Consider the following 21776-nt stretch of genomic DNA (forward strand, 5'->3'; position numbering starts at 1 on the left):
TCCTTGATTCGTGTGCGTGATAATTAAATAGCCGCGTGTGTTTCCACATAACGACGGATTTGCTCTACATCAGCATCCAGCACTTCAACTTTCTGTGGCAATGAAGCCAAGTGTTGCAGATGTGCAGGCACTGGTGCAGGTTGGCCAATCGCCTCTTCAATAGTTTCAGAGAACTTGGCTGGTAGTGCAGTTTCCAATACCAACATAGGAATACCGTCTTCCACGTACTGAGCAGCCACTTTAACGCCATCTGCTGTATGCGGATCAATCAGCACACCTGTTTCTTGATGTACGGAACGAATGGTTTCCAAACGATCGGCGTGTGAGCTAGTACCCGCAACAAAACCGTAGGTAGTTTCAAACTCAGCTTTTTTATCGCTCAGATCGAAATAACCTTGTGTACTCAATTGCTCCCACAATGCTGCCAACGCTTTTGGATCACGGCCCAGCAGGTCAAACACAAAGCGCTCAAAGTTAGAGGCTTTGGAAATATCCATGGATGGACTGGATGTCGCGTAGGTGTTTGCAGAACTACGAGGTTTGTACACACCAGTACGGAAGAACTCTTCCAATACGTTGTTTTCGTTAGTCGCCAATACCAGTTTGCGTACAGGCAAGCCCATTTGTCTAGCGATATGGCCCGCCAAAATATTACCGAAGTTACCGGAAGGTACGGCAAAAGATACCTCTTGCCCGGGTTTCTCAGTCGCACGCAACCATGCCCAGAAGTAGTACACCACTTGAGCAGCAATACGCGCCCAGTTAATGGAGTTCACTGCACCCAAGTGCCAACGCGATTTGAAATCCAAATCGCCTGCCAAGGTTTTAACGATGTCTTGACAGTCGTCAAACACACCTTTAACCGACAGGTTATGGATATTTTCGTCTTGCAAGCTGTACATCTGTGCGCGCTGGAATTCACTCATGCGGCCAAACGGTGACAGCATGAATACGTTCACCCCTTTCTTGCCTTTAAGCGCGTACTCAGCAGCAGAGCCGGTATCACCAGAGGTAGCACCCAGAATGTTGATGGTCGTGCCGCGTTTGGTCAGCACGTACTCAAACACTTGGCCCAAAAATTGCATGGCCATGTCTTTGAAGGCCAAGGTTGGGCCTTGAGACAAGCCCACCAAGCTGATCTGACCTTTCAATGGCTTCAGTGGCACCATCACACCGCCATCGTACAATTCAGGGTTGTACGCTGCAGCAGTCAACGCTGCCAAATCAGCACGAGGAATATCAGTCACGAAACGCGACAGAATTTCCAGCGCCAACTCGTTGTAAGGCAGTGCGCGCCAGCTTTCTAGTGTGGCGCTATCAATCTGAGGATATTGCTCAGGAATAGCCAAGCCACCGTCGGGAGCCAAGCCTTCCAGCAAGATATCAGAGAACGCTTGAGGGGCCATGCCCCCGCGAGTAGAAATATAGTTCATTACAAGCTCTCCACGCGCAAGCGGATCAAGTTGGAGCGCACAAATGGCAACTTCTGAATTTGTGCGGTAGCTTGATCGATATCGCCTTCACGAGCAACGTGTGTCAGGAAGATGATATCGGCCTCACCATCTTGAGCCGGCTCTTGGAACATAGACTCAATAGAGATATTACCTTGAGCCAAAATACGCGCTACATCCGCCAATACGCCAGGCTGGTCAGCCACGCGCAAACGCAGGTAGTAAGCGGAACGTACATCGGCCATAGGCAGAATTGGTGTATCAGCCATCGCATCTTGTTGGAAGGCCAAGTATGGTACACGGTGTCCTGGATCAGCCGTCATCAAACGGGCCACATCCACCAAGTCAGCTACCACAGCAGAAGCTGTAGGCAACTCGCCAGCACCAGCGCCGTAATACACGGTAGAACCTACCGCATCACCATGCACCATCACGGCGTTCATTGCGCCTTGTACGTTAGCCAACAAGGAATCAGCAGGCACCAAAGTAGGATGTACGCGCAGCTCAATACCTTCTTCGCGATGACGAGTAATACCCAACAGTTTGACGGTGTAACCCAAGCGCTCAGCGTGACGAATGTCTTCTGCAGCCAATGAGGTAATACCTTCGATGTGTGCGGTACTGAACTGCACAGGAATACCAAACGCCAAGGCCGACAACAATGTCAGTTTGTGCGCGGCATCTACTCCTTCGATGTCAAAAGTAGGATCGGCTTCGGCATAGCCCAATTTCTGTGCATCCGCCAAGGCTGCTTCGAAAGACAGACCACGCGAACGCATTTCGGACAGAATAAAGTTGGTTGTGCCGTTGATGATGCCCGCTACCCATTGAATACGGTTAGCGCTTAACCCTTCACGAATTGCTTTGATGATAGGAATACCACCGGCCACAGCAGCTTCAAACGCTACCATTACACCTTTGTTATGTGCAGCCGCGAAAATTTCGTTGCCGTGCACAGCCAACAGTGCCTTGTTTGCCGTGACCACATGCTTGCCCAATTCAATGGCACGCATGATCCAGTCTTTAGCCAGAGTTTCACCCCCAACCAACTCCACCACCACATCAATGTCTGGATTATTGACTACATCCATACCATTGGTACTGATACTGACGCTGTCGCCCAACAAGTCACGTGCTTTTTGCACATCACGTACGGCTACAGCTACCACTTCAATTCGTCTACCTGCACGTCTGGCGATTTCATCCGCGTTCTGTGTCAGGACTTTCCAGGTGCCACCACCTACTACACCTAAACCTAGCAAACCAACTTTTATTGGACTCATTTCAACAACCCGTCCTTTCGGAACATATCTTTGATACCACGTACCGCTTGTCGTGTACGCTGCTCATTTTCTATCAGTGCGAAACGCACATAATCATCGCCGTACTCGCCGAAACCAATACCGGGGGATACCGCTACTTTGGCGTCTGCCAGCAGGCGTTTGGAAAACTCTAATGAACCTTGAGCACGGTAGAACTCAGGAATACGAGCCCAGATGTACATAGATGCTTTTGGCACATCTACATCCCAACCAATTTCTTTCAAACCTTTGGTCAATACATCGCGGCGGCTACGGTATTGCTCAACCACTTCTTTAACGCAATCTTGTGGACCATCCAACGCGGCAATCGCTGCCACCTGTAACGGTGTAAACGTACCGTAGTCGTGGTAGCTCTTGATACGGGCTAAGGCGGAAACCAGCTCTTTGTTCCCTACCATGAAGCCAATACGCCAGCCTGCCATGTTGTAGCTTTTACTCATGGTGAAAAATTCCACCGCTACATCACGAGCACCCTCTACTTGCATGATGGAAGGCGCTACATAGCCATCAAAGGTGATGTCTGCATAGGCCAAATCGTGCACGACCAAAATGTTGTGTTCTTTAGCCAAAGCCACAATACGCTCAAAGAAGGACAAGTCCACACATTGCGCTGTAGGGTTGCTTGGGAAGCCCAAAATCATCATTTTGGGTTTAGGAATAGTTTCACGTACCGCACGTTCAACTTCTTCAAAGAAGTCTGTACCAGGAATAACTGGAACGGAACGAATGTTGGCACCCGCGATCACCGCACCATAAATATGGATAGGGTAGCTAGGGTTAGGAACCAAAACGGTGTCACCTTGATCCAGCGTAGCCAGCATCAAGTGAGCAAGACCTTCTTTGGAACCAATGGTCACGATGGCTTCATCATCTGGGTCGATTTGCACATCGTAACGACGGCCGTACCAATCAGAGATTGCCTTACGCAAACGAGGAATACCGCGGGAAACTGAGTAGCCGTGAGTGTCTGGACGGGCGGCTGCTTCAACCAGCTTATCCACAATATGCTGTGGTGTGGCCCCATCGGGGTTCCCCATCGACATATCGATAATATCCTCACCGCGACGGCGCGCCGCCATTTTCAATTCGCCAGTGATGTTAAATACATAGGGCGGTAAGCGTTCAATACGGGGAAAACTGGTCATGATCGTCCTTGAGATCAACAAAAGCCTAGAAGGAATACGTGCTAAACCAACAAGTTTAATCTATCGCTGGCAAAGAGGAAAACATCTGCAAAATATTGGCAACACCCTAGTTTGCGCTATGATCATAATTGTTCTCTGGAGATGCACCGTGCTATTGCAAAAAGAAAACAATCCTCACCTAAATACGATTACTGCTTATGGCGATGATTACGTGGAAATTAACCGCGAAAAACATCACCAAAGCATCTGGTTTATGCCTGAAGGCACCGTACAACCATTGGCCATTACATCGGTCAGTCAGATCACGCCAGATACGCTGCGCATGCTGGCTGGCCTAGATAACGTTAAGCAAGATCCTATGGCCTTCCTTGACGGCGCTGCGCAAGTGTTGCCAGATAACGCCCCTGAAGTTGTGCTCATAGGTACTGGCCAGCGCCAACAAATGCTGCACCCATCGCTCTCAGTAGAGCTGCTGCGTTTACGCATTGGCGTGGAAGTCATGGACACCTCTGCTGCTGCGCGTACCTACAATATTTTGATGTCAGAAGGCCGCAGGGTTGTGGCCGCCCTACTTATCTAAGGAGCACCTATGACTACCTTGGCTGTTGGCCAACCCATCCCCGCTTTTACCGCTGAAAGTACCCAAGGCACTCTTTCTGCACAGTCGCTGCAAGGACACGCCTACGTGCTGTACTTCTACCCGCGGGACAACACGCCTGGTTGTACTACTGAAGCACAAGGCTTCAGAGACGCCATTGCCGATTTTGAAAAGCTAGGTGTACGCATTATTGGCGTGTCGCGTGACAGCATGAGCTCGCACGAACGTTTCATCGAAAAACAGACACTACCGTTCGCGTTAATCAGTGACCCCGATGAAACACTATGCGAATTATTTGGTGTCATGAAAATGAAAAACATGTACGGTAAACAGGTACGTGGTATTGAACGCAGTACTTTTTTAGTGAATGCCGAAGGCAAACTGGTACAGGAATGGCGTGGTCTGCGCGTCCCCGGCCATGTTCAAAATGTACTAGAAGCCGCCCAACAACTTTAGTCCTAAGCAGACTGTTCTACTTGGACTGACTCAGTCAGGAGCACTGAATACATGCCTCTACCTCCGCTGCCCAAACGCCTCGGTAGCACTCTGGATGCACAAAGCGTCCGAGCTACGAACTCTAGTAAAAAAACAGCTAGTGCTGCGAAGAAAGCAGCCCCAGCCCCTAAACCAGCGTCAGTGGCCGCCCCTTCAGTACCAACGGTATCTACTCCTCCAGCAGCCGTTGTGGCTGCAGAGGTCAGCACCGCAACCCCTGCACCGGCGAAGCGCACTGCACGTCGCAACACACCGCCTGCTACCACCGCGAAAAAACCCATTCGCAGCAGTAAGCGTAACCAAGCACACAAACTGTTTGTGCTGGATACCAATGTCTTACTGCACGACTCTAACTCGCTATTTAAGTTTGAAGAGCACGACATCTACTTGCCCATGATGGTGCTAGAAGAGCTAGACCATCAGAAAAAAGGCATGTCTGAAGTCGCTCGTAATGCCCGCCAAGTCAGCCGTAATCTTGACGGCTTAGTGGGCGACAACACGCTAGACCATGGCTTACCGCTAAATGCTTTGGGAAACATCGAAGCCAAAGGGCTGCTGTTTTTCCAAACTGAAGCCATGGATGCAGACTTAAACGTCAAACTACCTTTAGGCAAAGCTGACAACCTCATCCTGAATGTCGTCAGTGCGTTGAAAAAAACCATCACAGATAAAGATGTGGTGATGGTGTCTAAAGACATCAACATGCGCTTGAAGGCCAAGTCACTGGGCTTGCTAGCTGAAGACTATCTACACGATCAGGTACTGGATGACTCCGACCTGCTATACGAAGGTGCCCGCGCCCTGCCCGATGATTTCTGGCGTAAACACGGCAAAAAGCTGGAGTCCTGGCAGCAGGCTGGTGCAACCTACTACCGCATCCAAGGCCCTATCTGCAATCAGCTGCACGTTAACGAGTTCGTGTACACCGAAGGTGATCAACCTTTGTATGCACAAGTTAAAGAGGTGGCCGCCAACACTGCTGTACTGGCCACAATTCGTGATTACAGCCATCACAAAAACAATGTCTGGGGCATTACTGCACGTAACCGTGAGCAGAACTTCGCACTGAATCTGCTGATGAATCCCGATTGTGACTTTGTTTCGCTGTTAGGCCCTGCGGGTACAGGTAAAACCTTGTTGGCTGTCGCCACTGCTCTGACTCAAACACTGGAAACCCGCTTGTATAGCGACATTATTATCACGCGTGCCACGGTGCCCGTCGGTGATGATATTGGTTTCTTACCGGGTACCGAAGAAGAGAAGATGGCACCGTGGATGGGCGCTCTGGAAGATAACTTGGAAGTTCTGCACCTTGGTGCCAATAACCAAAAAGGCGGCTCAAGCAACAGCTCTACTGAGAACAGTCGTAATAGCACCATGGAGCTGATTCGTTCCAAGATTCAAATCAAATCCATGAGCTTTATGCGTGGTCGTACCTTCCTCAATAAATTCCTGATTATTGATGAAGCACAGAACCTGACACCCAAACAAATGAAAACACTGGTTACCCGTGCAGGCCCTGGCACCAAAATAGTCTGTTTAGGTAACTTGTCGCAAATCGATACGCCATACCTCACTGAGGGTAGCTCTGGCCTTACCTACGTTGTAGATCGCTTTATGGGATGGCCACACTCTGGTCATATCACGCTGCAACGAGGCGAACGTTCCAGACTGGCCGATTACGCCAACGACGCACTCTAACCTCCTAATCCCGCCCCGGCATACCGCCGGGGCTTTTTTGTTTTTTGCATTATGACAGCACTTAGTTCACTTCCCTTGGGCATTACCATGGGTGACGCCGCAGGCATTGGCCCTGAACTTATTGTGTCCCTAATACACCAAGGCCTTCCACACCCCACCGTGGTATATGGTGATAGCGGCATCTTACGCCGTGCCGCCAAAGCACTAGGTTTAGAGCAGCACGTGACTATCGTGGACGCTGACACCTTACCTGAAGGCAGTGCCATACCCGAACAGACCATTGCGGTACGCAACCGCTGGCAAGCCCTACCCGCTGACCTGCCTTTTGGTGAAATCAATGCTGCCGCAGGCCGTGGTGCTTATGAGTATCTCTGTCATGCCATTGATGATGCTCAAGCAGGCCGTATACGCGGTATTGTGACGGCTCCTTTGCATAAAAAAGCCATGCAAGCAGGCGGTATTGATGCCCCTGGCCATACAGAAATTTTGGCCGAACGATCAAATACCCAAGACTTTGCCATGATGCTGGCTAATCACGAGCTACGTGTGTTGTTGGTCACCATACATATGGCACTGGCCGATGTACCCAGCCACATCACCTTCGAGGCTGAGCTACGCGCTATACGCCTAGCGCACCTAGCCTGTAAGCAAGCTGGTATTGCGGTGCCTCGCATTGCTGTGGCTGGTTTAAACCCTCACGCAGGCGAAGACGGAAAGTTTGGTCTAGAAGAACAGCAGGTAATTACGCCTGCCATCCAAGCTGCCTGTGCTGAAGGTATGCACGTCACTGGCCCATGGCCTGGTGACACCATCTTTATGCGTGCACGCAAAGGGGAGTTTGATGTAGTGGTTGCCCAATACCACGATCAAGGGCTGATCCCAGTGAAGTATTTGGGTGTAGATGAAGGGGTTAACGTGACCGTAGGTCTGCCCTTTGTGCGTACCAGTGTAGACCACGGCACCGCTTTTGATATCGCAGGTAAAGGGATTGCTGACCCTTCATCACTGCGTGAAGCCTTTGAGATGGCACTGCGCATGAGCGCAGCGCCTATAGCTTGACACGCCTTATTCGTTATCGACGTAGGCGTTACCGCTAGTGTAGTTAAGAAAGCGCGTACTGGCTCCTTGGAAGGCTACACGTACCGTACCAATAGGACCATTACGCTGCTTACCAATAATCAGCTCTGCCGTGCCCTTATCGGGTGAATCGGGGTTGTACACCTCGTCACGGTAAATAAACAGAATCAAGTCAGCATCCTGCTCAATAGCACCAGACTCACGCAAGTCACTCATCACCGGACGTTTGTTGGGACGTTGCTCCAGACTTCGGTTCAACTGTGACAAGGCAATCAACGGGCAATCTAGCTCTTTAGCCAAACCTTTTAGGGATCGACTGATCTCAGAAATCTCTGTTGCACGGTTTTCACTGCCGGAATTACCTGACATCAACTGCAAGTAATCGATGATGATCAAACCCAGCTTGCCGCATTGTCTGGCCAAGCGTCGTGCACGCGCGCGCACTTCCATCCCTGACAAACCAGGGGTTTCATCAATATAAATCTGCGCTTCTTGTACCTTCTGTACGGCGTGTGTGAGCTTAGGCCAATCTTCGGCCACCAGCTTACCGGTACGCATACGGTGCTGGTCTAGCAAGCCTACCGAACCCACCATACGCATAGCTAGCTGTACCGCACCCATCTCCATAGAGAACACGGCCACTGGCAAACCTTGCTCAATCGCTACGTGCTCACCGATGTTCATGGATAACGAGGTTTTACCCATGGAAGGACGGCCTGCGACAATCACCAAGTCACCCGGCTGCAAACCCGATGTCATACGGTCTAAGTCTACAAAACCCGTGGGAATACCGGTGATTTCGGAATCGCCTTCGCGATGGTATAGCTCGTCAATACGCTCTACTACCTGAGTCAGCAGCGGTTGAATCTCCAAGAAACCTGCACTACCTCTAGAACCTTCTTGAGCAATTTGGAAAACGCGCGATTCGGCATCATCCAGAATTTGGCGTGCTTCTTTGCCTTGCGGGTTAAAGGCTGCTGAGGAAATTTCATCAGCTACCGTCACCAGCTTACGCAGCATAGAGCGTTCACGCACGATTTCAGCATAACGACGAATGTTCGCTGCTGATGGCGTATTGTGAGCCAACGCGTTTAAATACTGCAATCCACCCACTTCTTCTGCTTTTCCGGCTGTGGATAACGATTCGTATACGGTCACTACGTCGGCCGGTCTACCCAAGCCAATAAGACGCGTAATATGCTGCCAAATAATACGGTGATCGAAACGGTAAAAATCTTCGTCTACCAAAATATCGGCAATACGATCCCAGGCTGCATTATCCAGTAGCAAGCCACCCAACACCGACTGCTCGGCCTCGATGGAATGCGGTGGGACACGCAAGTAATCTAGTTTAGTATCCGTATTAGGAATGTCTTCAGCCAACGCCAAACCCCATGAAAAGCAAAAGAAAAAGCCGGCTAGGTGCCGGCTTTTTTCACACGTGGTACACCAATATAAAATGTACCATGTTCGCGTGCTAATTAGTCGATATCGCCTTCAACGATAACGGCCAAATCAACAACTACGTCTGGGTGCAGAACCACTGCAACGGTGTACTCACCGATTGCTTTCAGTGGGCCGTCAGCCAAACGGATCTGGGAACGCACGATGTCTGCGAAACCAGCAGCAACCAAAGCAGCAGCAATGTCCATGTTGGTTACGGAACCGAACAGACGACCATCAACGCCAGCTTTTTGAGTCAGTTTTACACTGTGCTCAGCCAGTTTGGCGCCAACTGTTTGTGCAGCAGCCAGACGGTCTGCTTGTGCTTTTTCCAATTCAGCACGACGTGCTTCGAATTCTTGGATAGCACTGTCAGTAGCACGACGGGCCATTTTACGAGGCAACAGGAAGTTGCGAGCGTAGCCATTGCGTACGCGCACTACATCGCCCAAATCGCCCAAATTAACAACTTTCTCTAGCAGAATAACTTGCATGACTTAGCTCCCGAATTATTTGTGATTATCGGTGTACGGCAACAACGCCAAGAAGCGAGCACGCTTAATAGCGGTGTCAAGCTGACGCTGATAATGAGCCTTAGTGCCAGTCAAACGTGCAGGAATGATCTTGCCGTTTTCTTGGATGAAGTCACGCAGTGTGTCCAAATCTTTGTAATCGATTTCTTTAACTTCAGCGACTGTGAAGCGGCAGAACTTACGACGTTTGAACAACGGGTTCTGCTGACCAAATCTGCGGCGTTTATCTTTGCCGCCTTTACGACCAAAAGCCATGATATACCTCTGTATTGTTCCGGGTTAGCCGGAAATTTATTTCGTGCGGTACAACCCGCACATTGACTTACACAACAACCGCTGCGCTGCCTGGATAAAGAATTTGTACATCTTGTATGTGCACAATCATTCTTACCGACGCTTTTCGCAACGGGGCGATAAAACCTGTAATTTCTAGTGTTGCCCCTAACGGTACATCGACTAGCAACAAGGCCGTATCACCAAGCGCCACGGCATCAACCTGAAAATCAAGACGGCGTTTAAGACCGGCTTCCATTACCTCAGACTGGTGTTGCAATGTCAGCTCTATGGCTGGCAATCCTGCTGGGGTGTAACGTAACTCCCCGGGACTCGCAACAACAGCTGTAAATGACAGGTGATTCACGTACGCTGTTGGAACCTAATTAGGACTCGGAAACTTCTTCGTCCTGCTCGTCAACTTCATCCTCGTCGTCAGCTTGGCTGTCGGCGCTAGCACGACGGCTGTCTTCACGCTCTACGGACTTCATCATGATGGATGCGCCTTCAGGAGCAGCATCAGTCTTAGCGACCAAGTAACGCAGGATGGCATCGTTGTAACGGAACGAGTGCTCGAGTTCGTCCAAAGTGCTCTGGCCGATTTCGATGTTCAGGCACACGTAGTGAGCCTTAACCAGTTTTTGGATAGGGTAAGCCAATTGGCGACGACCCCAATCTTCGTGACGGTGGATTTTACCGCCTTCAGATGTGATGATCGCTTGATAGCGCTCAACCATGGCGGGCACTTGCTCGCTTTGGTCGGGGTGCACAATAAACACTACTTCGTAGTGACGCATGAAACAACTCCTTGTGGATATCGCCTGAAAAACGTTTTCAGACACGACAGCCCACCCTATACAACTGGGTGAGCAAGAAACCAAGTATTCTACCTCGCGATAAGGCGTCTACACAAGCCTTATCGCGAATAAATGCTAAGTCGCGTTAGCCTTCCACCACAGCGTATGCTGAGTGGTTATGGATGGACTCAAAGTTTTCTGCCTCGATCCGGTAGTTCAATACCGATGGCATATCACGTACCAATACCGCTACATCACGCACCAAATCTTCTACAAATTTGGGGTTTTCGTAGGCTTGTTCGGTCACGTATTTTTCATCCGTACGCTTCAACAACCCCCACAACTGGCAAGAGGCCTGCTCTTCCACTTGTTGGATCAGCGCATTCACATCTACTGCTGCTGGGTCTTCCAACACCAAGTTAACAGTCACGTGGGAGCGCTGGTTGTGCGCACCGTATTTGGAAATTGCTTTAGAGCATGGACACAAGCTGGTTACAGGAACCAACACGCTTAGCTCAAATTCGGTGTCTACGCTGCCATCTTCGGTGCGCATTACGCTAGCAGACCAACCCAGCTCATAATCCAACAAGCTTTGCACACCCGATACTGGTGCAGCTTTGTTGATGAAGTAAGGGAAAGAAACAGTCATTTCACCGGCTTCTGCTTTCAGCAGATCCAGCATTTCTGCAGCGATCTGACAGTACAAAGTCGCAGAAATAGGAGTCTGACGGTATTTTTCCAACAGCTCCATAAATCGGGACATATGTGTGCCTTTTTCTTCAGGCGGCAGCGCAACGGTTAGCTCCCATTCGCCCACGGTAGGCGCAGCATCGCCCGCCATTTGCACAAACAATGGGTAACGCACACCGCGCACACCAACTTTCTGAATAGCAACGTGGCGGGTGTCCACACTGCTTTGCACGTCCGGCATTGTTCCAGCCGCTTTAGTAAGACTAGTCATGATAATTGTCCAAATATGCCCATCTGGACATAGCTGAGAAAATCGTAATGCTTTAATTATGAAATAGATACACGCTACGCTCTCACTATAACCCCACTCACAACAGGCTTATAAGAGAGCGCAGCAAAAAATTAGGCTACTTATTTTCCACAAAGTCGGTCACAGATTGCTGAATACCGGCGGCATCCAAGCCCAACTGTGCATGCAAGACTTTTTGATCCCCGTGATCAATAAATTCGTCGGGGTACCCTAAGTGCAACATTGACCGTACTAGGCGTTGGCTGGCGAAGAACTCGCTCACAGCACTACCTGCACCACCCATAATGGCAGCATCTTCTACCGTGACGAAATGCGTGTGATCAGCAGCTAATTGCAGCAACAAAGCTTCATCCAAGGGCTTCACAAAGCGCATATCTACGACGGTAGCACCACAGGCTTCAGCGGCTTGCATCGCTGCTGGCAGCAACGTACCAAACACCAAAATAGCGGTGTTTTTACCGTGCAAACGTACCACTGCCTTACCGATCTCTACGCCTTCCAAGCTCTCGCTTACTGTAGCTCCTACACCAGTGCCACGAGGGTAGCGTACCGAAGACGGGCCTTCATGCAAATAGCAACTGTTCAACAGCAAGCGTGTTTCATTTTCATCAGAAGGCGTAGCGATCACCATATTGGGGACGCAACGTAAAAAGGCAATGTCGTAATTACCCGCGTGCGTAGCGCCATCCGCCCCCACTAGACCTGCACGGTCTAAGGCAAAGGTCACGTCCAAATCTTGTAACGCCACGTCATGTATCAGTTGATCGTAACCACGCTGCAAGAAGGTGGAGTAAATCGCCACCACTGGCTTTTGTTTCTCACAGGCTATACCTGCCGCAAACGTGACAGCATGCTGCTCGGCAATACCCACATCAAAATAACGCTCAGGAAAACGGGACTCGAACTCCACCATGCCACTACCCTCACGCATAGCCGGCGTAATACCGTACAAACGTTTGTCGTGAGCGGCCATATCACAGAGCCATTTACCAAACACTTGGGTGTACGTTGGCGAGCTAGGTGCTTTGCCTTGACGTATACCGACTTCTGGATCGAACTTACCCGGGCCGTGATACAGCACAGGATCAGCCTCGGCCAACTTGTAACCCTGCCCTTTCCGTGTCACCACATGCAAGAACTGCAAACCACCACGTTCTTGTAGGTTTTCTAGGGTAGGAATCAAGGAATCCAGATCATGGCCATCTATAGGGCCAATGTAGTTGAAGCCTAACTCTTCAAATAGCGTTGCAGGCGCCAATACGCTTTTCGCGTGCCCTTCAAAGCGTCGAGCCAACTCTAGTACAGGCGGTACGTGTTGCAACACGGCTTTGCCCATATGTTTAGCTGCTGCATAAAAACGCCCAGACATCAAACGTGCGAAGTAACGATTCAACGCCCCCACTGGTGGTGAGATAGACATATCGTTGTCGTTCAATATCACCAGCACGTTAACACCGGGTGTCACACCCGCATTGTTCATTGCCTCAAAAGCCATCCCTGCAGTCATCGCACCATCACCAATCACCGCGATATGTTGTCGCGAAACACCTTGGTTGCGGGACGCTACTGCCATGCCTAGCACAGCAGAAATAGAAGTAGATGAATGCGCCGTACCGAAGTCGTCGTACTCAGACTCGCTACGTTTAGGAAAGCCGGATATGCCATCTGCCTGACGCAGGCCGCTCATTTGTTCGCGCCGGCCAGTCAGAATTTTGTGCGCATAAGACTGATGCCCCACATCCCACACAATGCGGTCATGTGGCGTATTGAATACATAGTGCAAGGCTACCGTCAGTTCTACGGTTCCTAAGTTGGACGACAAGTGGCCGCCCGTGCGCGACACAGAGTGCAAGATAAACTGACGAAGCTCCGCCGTCAGCGTGTCCAGATCACCCCGGCTTAGAGCACGTAAATCCTTAGGGGACTGAATTTGTTCAAGTGAAACGGTAGTCATAAAAAAATACTGATCCAGTACGAAGACTTATGCAAGCCTTGATACAAATTGCAGGTAATTGATCATTGTAGACGTAAATAGCGAGCAGCACAGCCGCCCGTTTTCAACAATCAATACGCCCGTCCAACAATGTAATCTGCCATATAGCTCAGATATTGACCACCATTACCTAGCGCTCTAATCGCCATACGAGATTGTTCATGCAGTGAAGCTAGGAACGCTTTAGCTTCTTCCAGCCCCATAACGGACACATAAGTGGGCTTATTATCCTCGGCGTCTTTACCCGCCGTTTTACCCAGTGTCTGGGTATCTGCTGTGACATCTAAAATGTCATCCATCACTTGGAAACCCAAGCCCATGGCATTACCGTAATCATTCAGCATCTGACGTTGTGTGGAGCTAGCACCAGCCACAATACCACCCAACAAAATACTGGTTTTCAACATAGCGCCAGTTTTCAGCCTATGCATTTCTTGCAATTGCTCTAAGCTCAGCGCTACACCTACGCTCTCACAGTCAATGGCTTGACCGCCTGCCATTCCCAACGAACCCGCCGCTTTAGCCAATAATGTCACCGCTTGCACGGTCAACGCTGGCGCAACAGGCATGGATGCCAGCAATTCAAACGCCAATGGTTGCAATGCATCACCAGCCAACATTGCGGTCGCTTCATCAAACTGCACGTGTACAGTAGGACGGCCGCGACGCAAGGTGTCGTCATCCATGCAAGGCAAATCATCATGCACCAACGAGTAGGCGTGAATCAGCTCTACCGATGCAGCAGCCAAATCCAAAGCTTTTTCTTGTGCGGCAGTGGGCGCAGCGCCTTGCAACACCGCCTCACCCGCCGCGTAAACCAATGCGGCACGCACACGCTTACCACCGCCTAATACGGCATAACGCATAGCTTGGTGCAAACTCTGGGGCTTTACATCCTCAGCAGGCAACATACTGGCCAGCACTTGCTCCATATGCTGCACGCGCTCTTGCAACCACTCCTCACCTACACTTTTCTCTACACCCATATCAATCCTCTATGCCGTTATCGCCAAGGGGTTTGAGCAGTTGTCCCTGCAGCACTTTTACCTGTTGTTCCGCTTTTTCTAAGCGCTGCTGACATACCTTAGCCAACTCCACACCACGCTGATACGCGCTGATGGATTGCTCTAGCGATAACTCTCCACTTTCCAAATGTTGAACCAACTGTTCCAACTCGGCTAATGCCCCTTCGTAGTCTTCCGGTAGCGGTGCACCCGCAGCATCTGTGTTTTGTGTATCACTCATCGCATTTTCCTTTGAGGCTTGACGGTCTGAACGACCCAGCCAACCTGCCATATTCATGGCAAACTTCGCCATTTTAACGGCATATCACCAAAGGGTAACAACTCTAAACTAAATCTAGATGGTTTTAGGGGTGTACCCTCATCGTTATCCCTCAGTCTAGGCACAGTGCAGGCCACATCCAGAAACATCACCGGTGTAAAAATCACCCTGCTGCTAGTCATAAAAAAAGCCCGAACTCCAACGAGTTCAGGCCTTTAGGGTCCTAATACTTCTTCAATCAGGCTTCGCCCGCCGCCACTGGCCTAGAGGAGTCACTTACCCACTCACTCCATGAACCTGGATACAGTTTAGAACCATTCATGCCTGCCAACTCCATCGCAAACAGGTTATGGCATGCGGTGATACCTGAGCCACACTGATGCACCACCTGATCCGCAGGACGACCGCCCAACAACGAAGCAAACTCAGCACGTAATGCCAACACGGGCTTAAAACGGCCATCCGCTTGTAGATTGCTACTATTTGGCCGGTTCAAGGCACCCGGAATATGACCCGCTACGGGGTCTATAGGCTCTACTTCACCTCTAAAACGCTCGCCAGCACGCGCATCCACCACGACAAAATGTGGTTGCTCTATATTGGCCAGTACCTCTGTTGCTTGTACTGTAGGCATATCTGGGGTAGCGCTTTCTAACCATTGGCTAGGCACAGGACCTGCTTGTGACACATCGGTTTCTACTTTGCCGTTCTCGGCTAGCCACGCTTGCCAACCGCCATCCAAAATAGCGACTTTCTCGTGCCCTAACCAACGCAACATCCACCACAAACGTGCTGCAAACATGCTGTTGCCAGCATCATAAACCACCACCTGAGTTTGGCTTTCCAACCCCTGCTTACGCATCAAATCAGCAAACTTAGTGCGTTCAGGCAAAGGATGTCTACCATTTTTACCGGTGAGTTTGCCAACCAGGTCTGAATCATTATCTAAGAACCTAGCACCCGGAATATGCCCTTGCAGATAGGCATTACGTCCTGCCTGAGGATTCATCAAATCATGGCGTACATCAAACACCAACCAGTCAGAACGATGCTCTTGTTGTAGCTCAGCTGCGGTAATTAAATAACTAAACATTGCCACTCCTTCCCTTATTTACTTTTTGCTGCCGTTTCACCACGCAACAATTTGGACTCTGTATAGGTACGCCACGATGACAACATGCCTGATGCGATCACCAACGCCATACCCAGCCATGCTAGCAGATCGGGGATATCGCTCCAGATCACAATACTCAGTAATGACGCAAAAATAATAGTGGAGTATTGCAGTGCTGCGGACAACAGCGGTGACCCCGCGCCGAACGCTCTAGTCATGGCCAACTGACCGCCCAATCCAGCGACTCCCACACACAAAAGCGCCAACCACCCTTGCCATGGCAGCTCGTGCCAACCGTGTATACCCAATCCACCTATGCTAGAAACACAGACAAAGACCGAAAACCAAAACACCGTACGCCATTCAGACTCGCCCATTTTGCCGAGTTGGCGAATCTGCATCATCGCCACAGCAGAGCACGCCCCTGAGCTTAGCCCCACAGCGGCTGCAAACCATTGGTCTTCGCTAATACTAGGCCGCAATACGGCAATCACGCCGATAAAACCTAGCAACACAGCAAACACCCGCACAAAGTCACGACGCATGCCGCCCAAGAACACCATCCAGATGCCTATAAATAACGGCCCGGTATAGTTCAAACTAACGGCTGTGGATAAGCTTAAGTTGGTCAGCGCGAAGAAACCTGCCCACATGGAGGTCACGCCAAACAAGTTGCGGAGAATATGTGCTTTCCAGCTCACTGGACGCAAACTACGCTGACGCCATTGCGCCCACGCAAAAATACAGATTACAGACGGCAAGCCCCTAAACAACACAATTTGTGCCAGGCTAGCATCATATTCGGCAGAGATCTTGATACCTGCCCCCATGATGGCAAACATGAAACTGGCCACCAACATCCATAACGATTGCATGCAGAAATCCGCTGGAAGGGAAAATAGTCAAAGATTAAAACTATACTCCCCCTATCTTGCAATAGCAGTCTTCACCCGCATATAACACAGTAAACTACTAGGATGTGGTGTTACTCTCGCAAAATAACCACATCAAGACTTTTGCTGTGAAGCAGCAGTCTATCCATTTTTTCTGATCATCACGGTAATCAACCATGACTCGTATTCTGCTTTTTCTAGCTACCAACTTGGCCGTTATGCTGGTTCTTAGCATCGCTATGAACGTACTAGGCATAGGCCGATTCCTGACCGCTGAAGGTCTAGACCCTACTGCCTTACTCGTATTCTCTGCCATTATTGGTTTTACCGGAGCCATCATCTCGTTACTGACCAGTAAATGGATGGCCAAACGCAGCACAGGCGCACACGTGATTGATCCCCAAGCCCCTCGTAATGCTCAAGAGGCTTGGTTGGTAGACACCGTTCACCAACTGGCTGATCGCGCTGGCATTGGTAGACCGGAAGTCGCCATTTACGATGGTGCTCCTAACGCTTTTGCGACAGGTGCGTTTAAAAATGACTCTTTAGTGGCCGTCTCTACCGGCCTGCTGCAAAGCATGAACGAAGAGGAAGTCATGGCGGTATTGGGTCACGAAGTTGCCCACATTGCCAACGGCGACATGGTGACTCTGACCTTAATCCAAGGGGTAGTGAACACCTTCGTGATTTTCTTTGCTCGCTTGGTAGGCTATTTTGTAGACCGCGTCATCATGAAAAACGAACGTGGTCTGGGTATGGGCTACTACGCTGCATCCATCGTCTGTGAGATCATTTTCGGCATTCTGGCTTCTATTATTGTGGCCTGGTTCTCAAGACGTCGTGAGTACCGTGCCGACGCAGGCTCTGCCTCTTTACTAGGCTCTCGTACTCCGATGATTCGTGCCTTGGCACGTTTAGGCAATGTAGAAGCTGGTGACCTGCCAAAAAGCTTCGAAGCTTCCGGCATTTCCGGTGGCAAAAGCATTGCGGCTCTGTTTGCTTCTCACCCACCTATTGAAGATCGCATTCGCGCACTGCAACAAGGCCAATAATAAAAACAGGATCGCCTTGTTACGAGGTTATCCTGTTTCTACCTAAGCCCTATACAGTCGTGAGTCTACAAAAAACGCCCGATGAAATCATCGGGCGTTTTTTATAGCAGGTTGCTATGTACTAACCAGTGTTGCACAACTATTAGTGCGCTTGCCCCCAGTTATCACCCTCACCCACCTCAGCAACCAGCGGCACATCTAAGCTAGCAATACCACACATCAAGTCTGGTAACGCTGCCTTCAAACGTTCTACTTCATCCAAGGGCACATCAAACACCAGTTCATCGTGCACCTGCATCACCATCAAAGTTTTAAGCTGCTCTTGATCCAACCAGTTCTGCACTGCCACCATCGCTTTCTTGATCAAGTCGGCAGCAGTACCTTGCATAGGCGCGTTAATAGCTGCACGCAAGGCGCCAGCCATACGCGGGCCCTTCGCTGTTTTCAACTCAGGGAACGACAACCTACGGCCAAATACGGTTTCCACGTAGCCTTGTTCTTTAGCCTGCTCTTTGATGCGCTCCATGTACTGCGCCACACCGGGGTAGCGAGTGAAGTAACGATCTATATAGGCTTTAGCGGCTGCCCGAGTAATACCTAAGTTGTTTGCCAACCCAAACTCACCCATGCCGTAAATCAAACCAAAGTTAATGGCTTTGGCTGCATAACGCTGGTCTGGCGTGACCTCTTCGGGCGTCACACTGAAAATTTCGGCTGCCGTCGCTCGGTGCACGTCACCACCATCAACAAACACCTGTTGCAGGTTTTTATCACCCGAAACGTGCGCCATGATACGCAACTCAATCTGCGAATAGTCAGCCGACACCACCTTACCCAGCGACGAAATAAATGCGTCACGCACCTTGCGGCCTTCGGCCGTACGCACAGGGATATTTTGCAAGTTAGGATCAGACGATGCCAAACGCCCTGTCACTACCGCTGCCTGCGCATAACGGGTGTGCACACGATGCGTACGTGGGTTCACCATTTTGGGAAGCTTATCGGTGTACGTTGATTTGAGCTTAGCAATCCCGCGATGCTCAAGCATCAGCTTAGGCAACGGGTAGTCATTAGCCAACTCTGTCAACACACCCTCATCAGTAGACGGTGCACCACTGGCTGTTTTCTTAACTACCGGTATACCTAATTTTTCAAACAGAATTTCACCCACTTGTTTAGGAGAATTCATATTGAAAGGTTGGCCAGCCAATTCGTACGCCTCGGCTTCCAGCTCTAGCAAACGCTGGCCCAATTCGTGGCTTTGTTTATGCAGCACATCGGCATTGATGGCTACACCATTGGCTTCAATGGTGGTCAGTACCGTGGAGGTTGCTAATTCTAGTTGGTAGGTAGCTTCCAAACCTTCATGAGCAGCAATCAACGGACGCATGACCTGATGCAAACGCAGAGTGATGTCAGCATCTTCACACGCGTAGGCAGTAGCCACATCTAACGCTACATCGGCAAAAGCAATCTGCTTGGCCCCTTTGCCACAAATACTTTCATACGGTGTGGTTTGTACATTCAGCCAACGCTGGGCCACATCGTCCATGTTGACGCGCAAATGAGAATCCAACACATAGGCCTGCAACATGCTGTCTTCAGCAATACCACGTAGGTTGATTCCTTCGGTAGCGAACACATGCGCATCATACTTAGCATGATGCAAAATTTTGGCATGCTTATCCGACTCTAACCAAGGTTTTAACGCCCCCAACACCACATCAGCCGTAAGCTGCTCGATGACCTCGCACCCTTGATGCCCTACGGGGATATAGCAGGCCTCGCCAGGCTGCACCGATAACGATAACCCCACCAACCTGGCCTGCATAGGATCCAACGATGTGGTTTCGGTATCTAGGGCAGTGAGTTCGGCCTTTTCAATTTTAGCTACCCAACGCTGCAACTCTGCTTCGCTAGTGATCGTTTCATACGTCACAGCGGCAGGAGCCTCAGGAAACACCAGCTCAACTTGCTCGGCAGCAGGCACCTCAACAGCGGCTTTGCGTGGCGCTGTCCTACCATCTTGAGCGGGAATACGTGTGGCATCACCAGTCAACTCACGCAACCATGTTCTGAAACCGTAATCTTCGTAGATATCCAGCAAGGTGTCTTTATCTACCGGCAGCGGGCGCAACTGATCCAATGACGCATGTAACTCACCCAGATCGCAATCCAGTTTCACGGTGACCAGTTTGCGCGTCATTTCAAAAAGAGGAATAAAGTCGCGCAAGTTCTGACCTGCTACACCTTTGATGTCACCTGCATGCTGGATTAAGGAGTCTAGTGTCTGGTATTCGTTTAACCACTTTGCAGCTGTCTTAGGACCTACTTTTGGTACACCCGGAATATTGTCCGCTGTGTCACCAATCAACATCAAATAATCAATAATTTGTTCAGGCCGTACACCATAGCGATCAATCACCCCTTGTATGTCCTGACGCTCATTATTCATGGTATTAATGAGCTCTACATGTGGGTTCACCAGTTGCGCCAAGTCCTTGTCGCCTGTGGAGATAACACTATGTATACCCTGCGCGGATGCTTGCACCGAGAGTGTGCCAATGATATCGTCTGCCTCTACGCCCGGCACGCAAATCACTGGCCATCCCAGTGCGCGCACAGCGCGGTGAATGGGCTCAATTTGCTGCGCCAGATCTGTTGGCATGGATGGTCGGTTCGCTTTATAGTCGCTAAATAGATCATCCCTAAAGGTTTTACCTTTAGCATCAAACACGCAGGCCATATAATCAGGCTCATAGTCCTGCAAAATTTTACGCATCATTGCGATGACGCCGTAAAGAGCACCAGTTGGCTCGCCACGAGCGTTACGCAGATCCGGCATGGCATGGAATGCCCTGTACAGATAGCTGGATCCATCAACTAATAATAAGGTTTGTTTCATGTCTGACACTAAAAATGTTCATTTACCCGCCACAGAGCAGATTCCCGTTATATCAGCAGAACTAAAACACGCCGCAGAAACACTACAGGAAGTAGGTTTTGGGATCAGTGTATTCGGTAGCGCTCGCATCCCTTCCGACAACAAATATTATGAAATGGCATGTGAGCTTGGCAAGCGCTTAGCTGAAGCAGGGCTAATGCTAATTGCTGGTGGTGGCCCAGGTATTATGGAAGCCGCCAATAAAGGCGCCTATGAAGCAGGCGGTCGCAGCGTAGGTCTTAACATACGCCTACCACGAGAAACCAGCAACAACCCTTACCAAACACACAGTCTGCAATTCGAATACTTCGTATCTAGAAAAGCGACGTTTTTCATGCACAGTTCTGCATACATTGCCTTGCCTGGTGGTTTTGGCACCATGGATGAGCTGTTTGAAGTCATTACACTGGTACAAACACGTAAACTGCCTGCAGCCCCCATTGTACTCGTAGGTACTGCATTCTGGAGTGGCCTACTTGACTGGGTACGCGAGCAGTTGTTGGGTAACAAGCTGATCTCCCCTGGCGATATGGACTTGATTACGCTGACAGACGACTTGGACGAGGTAATGCAGGTCGTAAACGCCTGCTGCTCACAGTTTGCCATTGAGCCAACGTGCGAGCCTACGCTTCCTCATTAAAGTGCAGCACCGATTTTCTGC

At 50.1% G+C, this 21776-nt stretch carries 21 protein-coding genes; 6 read left to right on the forward strand and 15 right to left on the reverse strand.

Going from position 1 to position 21776, the window contains the following annotated elements; all coding sequences use genetic code 11:
* Window positions 1-23: 23 nt before the first annotated feature.
* The 3 genes from thrC to alaC are packed head-to-tail and all read right to left on the reverse strand — an operon-like array spanning window position 24 to window position 3918.
* Window positions 24-1433, reverse strand: coding sequence for a threonine synthase (thrC, locus tag ACLO87_RS14520; RefSeq protein ID WP_430224087.1), 1410 nt, complete (start codon window positions 1431-1433; stop codon window positions 24-26).
* Entirely contained in the window at window positions 1433-2734 is a 1302-nt protein-coding gene (locus ACLO87_RS14525; protein WP_430224088.1) for a homoserine dehydrogenase, read from the reverse strand. Before ACLO87_RS14525 ends, thrC begins: the two co-directional genes overlap by 1 nt.
* Window positions 2731-3918, reverse strand: a complete 1188-nt coding sequence (gene alaC, locus ACLO87_RS14530; RefSeq protein WP_135862635.1) for an alanine transaminase — start codon at window positions 3916-3918, stop codon at window positions 2731-2733. The genes ACLO87_RS14525 and alaC overlap by 4 nt, the downstream gene beginning before the upstream one ends.
* Before the next feature lie 148 nt (window positions 3919-4066).
* Here alaC and ACLO87_RS14535 point away from each other — a divergent pair, with 148 nt between their 5' ends.
* From ACLO87_RS14535 to pdxA, 4 genes are read left to right on the forward strand one after another with little or no spacing between them, the layout of a single operon-like run.
* The gene (locus ACLO87_RS14535; RefSeq protein WP_135862637.1) at window positions 4067-4498 is read left to right on the forward strand and encodes an Mth938-like domain-containing protein; all 432 of its coding nucleotides are present in this window, start codon (window positions 4067-4069) and stop codon (window positions 4496-4498) included.
* Window positions 4499-4507: 9 nt separating this feature from the next.
* On the forward strand, window positions 4508-4972 hold the full coding sequence (locus ACLO87_RS14540) for a peroxiredoxin (RefSeq protein ID WP_135862639.1): 465 nt from the start codon (window positions 4508-4510) through the stop codon (window positions 4970-4972).
* Window positions 4973-5023: 51 nt separating this feature from the next.
* Complete coding sequence (locus ACLO87_RS14545; RefSeq protein WP_135862641.1) at window positions 5024-6712, forward strand: PhoH family protein; 1689 nt, start codon at window positions 5024-5026, stop codon at window positions 6710-6712.
* 51 nt (window positions 6713-6763) lie between these two features.
* On the forward strand, window positions 6764-7771 hold the full coding sequence (gene pdxA, locus ACLO87_RS14550) for a 4-hydroxythreonine-4-phosphate dehydrogenase PdxA (RefSeq protein WP_135862643.1): 1008 nt from the start codon (window positions 6764-6766) through the stop codon (window positions 7769-7771).
* 6 nt (window positions 7772-7777) lie between these two features.
* On the opposite strand, the gene ACLO87_RS14555 is transcribed toward pdxA, so the two are convergent.
* The 11 genes from ACLO87_RS14555 to ACLO87_RS14605 form a co-directional block, all read right to left on the reverse strand.
* Window positions 7778-9172: a replicative DNA helicase gene (locus tag ACLO87_RS14555; RefSeq protein WP_430224089.1), complete on the reverse strand. Its 1395-nt coding sequence runs from the start codon at window positions 9170-9172 to the stop codon at window positions 7778-7780.
* A 98-nt stretch (window positions 9173-9270) separates the two neighbouring features.
* Window positions 9271-9726, reverse strand: a complete 456-nt coding sequence (rplI, locus tag ACLO87_RS14560; RefSeq protein ID WP_135862645.1) for a 50S ribosomal protein L9 — start codon at window positions 9724-9726, stop codon at window positions 9271-9273.
* A gap of 15 nt (window positions 9727-9741) precedes the next feature.
* The gene (gene rpsR, locus ACLO87_RS14565; protein WP_135862647.1) at window positions 9742-10020 is read right to left on the reverse strand and encodes a 30S ribosomal protein S18; all 279 of its coding nucleotides are present in this window, start codon (window positions 10018-10020) and stop codon (window positions 9742-9744) included.
* A 67-nt stretch (window positions 10021-10087) separates the two neighbouring features.
* The gene (priB, locus tag ACLO87_RS14570; protein WP_135862648.1) at window positions 10088-10405 is read right to left on the reverse strand and encodes a primosomal replication protein N; all 318 of its coding nucleotides are present in this window, start codon (window positions 10403-10405) and stop codon (window positions 10088-10090) included.
* Between the two features lie 19 nt (window positions 10406-10424).
* Window positions 10425-10835, reverse strand: coding sequence for a 30S ribosomal protein S6 (rpsF, locus tag ACLO87_RS14575; RefSeq protein ID WP_135862649.1), 411 nt, complete (start codon window positions 10833-10835; stop codon window positions 10425-10427).
* A 145-nt stretch (window positions 10836-10980) separates the two neighbouring features.
* Window positions 10981-11796 carry a GTP cyclohydrolase FolE2 gene (gene folE2 / locus ACLO87_RS14580; RefSeq protein ID WP_135862651.1) on the reverse strand — a complete coding sequence of 272 codons (816 nt, stop codon included), beginning with the start codon at window positions 11794-11796 and terminating at the stop codon, window positions 10981-10983.
* Window positions 11797-11932: 136 nt separating this feature from the next.
* The gene (gene dxs, locus ACLO87_RS14585) at window positions 11933-13789 is read right to left on the reverse strand and encodes a 1-deoxy-D-xylulose-5-phosphate synthase (protein ID WP_135862653.1); all 1857 of its coding nucleotides are present in this window, start codon (window positions 13787-13789) and stop codon (window positions 11933-11935) included.
* Window positions 13790-13899: 110 nt separating this feature from the next.
* On the reverse strand, window positions 13900-14814 hold the full coding sequence (locus ACLO87_RS14590) for a polyprenyl synthetase family protein (protein WP_430224090.1): 915 nt from the start codon (window positions 14812-14814) through the stop codon (window positions 13900-13902).
* A gap of 1 nt (window position 14815) precedes the next feature.
* The gene (locus ACLO87_RS14595) at window positions 14816-15073 is read right to left on the reverse strand and encodes an exodeoxyribonuclease VII small subunit (protein WP_135862655.1); all 258 of its coding nucleotides are present in this window, start codon (window positions 15071-15073) and stop codon (window positions 14816-14818) included.
* Window positions 15074-15350: 277 nt separating this feature from the next.
* Window positions 15351-16205 (reverse strand): sulfurtransferase, encoded by an 855-nt coding sequence (locus ACLO87_RS14600; protein WP_430224091.1) that lies wholly within the window; start codon window positions 16203-16205, stop codon window positions 15351-15353.
* Window positions 16206-16219: 14 nt separating this feature from the next.
* Window positions 16220-17101 (reverse strand): DMT family transporter, encoded by an 882-nt coding sequence (locus tag ACLO87_RS14605; protein WP_135862659.1) that lies wholly within the window; start codon window positions 17099-17101, stop codon window positions 16220-16222.
* Window positions 17102-17295: 194 nt separating this feature from the next.
* Here ACLO87_RS14605 and htpX point away from each other — a divergent pair, with 194 nt between their 5' ends.
* A complete protein-coding gene (gene htpX / locus ACLO87_RS14610) occupies window positions 17296-18171 on the forward strand; it encodes a protease HtpX (RefSeq protein ID WP_430224092.1) in 876 nt (291 codons plus the stop codon).
* Between the two features lie 142 nt (window positions 18172-18313).
* On the opposite strand, the gene polA is transcribed toward htpX, so the two are convergent.
* A complete protein-coding gene (gene polA, locus ACLO87_RS14615; protein ID WP_430224093.1) occupies window positions 18314-21076 on the reverse strand; it encodes a DNA polymerase I in 2763 nt (920 codons plus the stop codon).
* Here polA and ACLO87_RS14620 point away from each other — a divergent pair.
* The gene (locus ACLO87_RS14620; RefSeq protein WP_135862664.1) at window positions 21075-21755 is read left to right on the forward strand and encodes an LOG family protein; all 681 of its coding nucleotides are present in this window, start codon (window positions 21075-21077) and stop codon (window positions 21753-21755) included. The genes polA and ACLO87_RS14620 overlap by 2 nt on opposite strands.
* The last annotated feature ends 21 nt before the right edge of the window (window positions 21756-21776 follow it).

This window comes from Paenalcaligenes sp. Me52, from assembly GCF_050487965.1.
Lineage (GTDB): Bacteria > Pseudomonadota > Gammaproteobacteria > Burkholderiales > Burkholderiaceae_B > Paenalcaligenes.

Bases quoted from the DNA above. Each gene is read 5' to 3' on its own strand.
- rplI (WP_135862645.1), bottom strand. From the start codon at position 9,726: ATGCAAGTTATTCTGCTAGAGAAAGTTGTTAATTTGGGCGATTTGGGC.
- ACLO87_RS14605 (WP_135862659.1), bottom strand. From the start codon at position 17,101: ATGCAATCGTTATGGATGTTGGTGGCCAGTTTCATGTTTGCCATCATG.
- pdxA (WP_135862643.1), top strand. From the start codon at position 6,764: ATGACAGCACTTAGTTCACTTCCCTTGGGCATTACCATGGGTGACGCC.
- ACLO87_RS14590 (WP_430224090.1), bottom strand. From the start codon at position 14,814: ATGGGTGTAGAGAAAAGTGTAGGTGAGGAGTGGTTGCAAGAGCGCGTG.
- dxs (WP_135862653.1), bottom strand. From the start codon at position 13,789: ATGACTACCGTTTCACTTGAACAAATTCAGTCCCCTAAGGATTTACGT.
- ACLO87_RS14540 (WP_135862639.1), top strand. From the start codon at position 4,508: ATGACTACCTTGGCTGTTGGCCAACCCATCCCCGCTTTTACCGCTGAA.
- polA (WP_430224093.1), bottom strand. From the start codon at position 21,076: ATGAAACAAACCTTATTATTAGTTGATGGATCCAGCTATCTGTACAGG.
- ACLO87_RS14600 (WP_430224091.1), bottom strand. From the start codon at position 16,205: ATGTTTAGTTATTTAATTACCGCAGCTGAGCTACAACAAGAGCATCGT.
- ACLO87_RS14620 (WP_135862664.1), top strand. From the start codon at position 21,075: ATGTCTGACACTAAAAATGTTCATTTACCCGCCACAGAGCAGATTCCC.
- ACLO87_RS14545 (WP_135862641.1), top strand. From the start codon at position 5,024: ATGCCTCTACCTCCGCTGCCCAAACGCCTCGGTAGCACTCTGGATGCA.
- alaC (WP_135862635.1), bottom strand. From the start codon at position 3,918: ATGACCAGTTTTCCCCGTATTGAACGCTTACCGCCCTATGTATTTAAC.
- folE2 (WP_135862651.1), bottom strand. From the start codon at position 11,796: ATGACTAGTCTTACTAAAGCGGCTGGAACAATGCCGGACGTGCAAAGC.
- ACLO87_RS14525 (WP_430224088.1), bottom strand. From the start codon at position 2,734: ATGAGTCCAATAAAAGTTGGTTTGCTAGGTTTAGGTGTAGTAGGTGGT.
- thrC (WP_430224087.1), bottom strand. From the start codon at position 1,433: ATGAACTATATTTCTACTCGCGGGGGCATGGCCCCTCAAGCGTTCTCT.
- rpsF (WP_135862649.1), bottom strand. From the start codon at position 10,835: ATGCGTCACTACGAAGTAGTGTTTATTGTGCACCCCGACCAAAGCGAG.
- ACLO87_RS14595 (WP_135862655.1), bottom strand. From the start codon at position 15,073: ATGAGTGATACACAAAACACAGATGCTGCGGGTGCACCGCTACCGGAA.
- rpsR (WP_135862647.1), bottom strand. From the start codon at position 10,020: ATGGCTTTTGGTCGTAAAGGCGGCAAAGATAAACGCCGCAGATTTGGT.
- htpX (WP_430224092.1), top strand. From the start codon at position 17,296: ATGACTCGTATTCTGCTTTTTCTAGCTACCAACTTGGCCGTTATGCTG.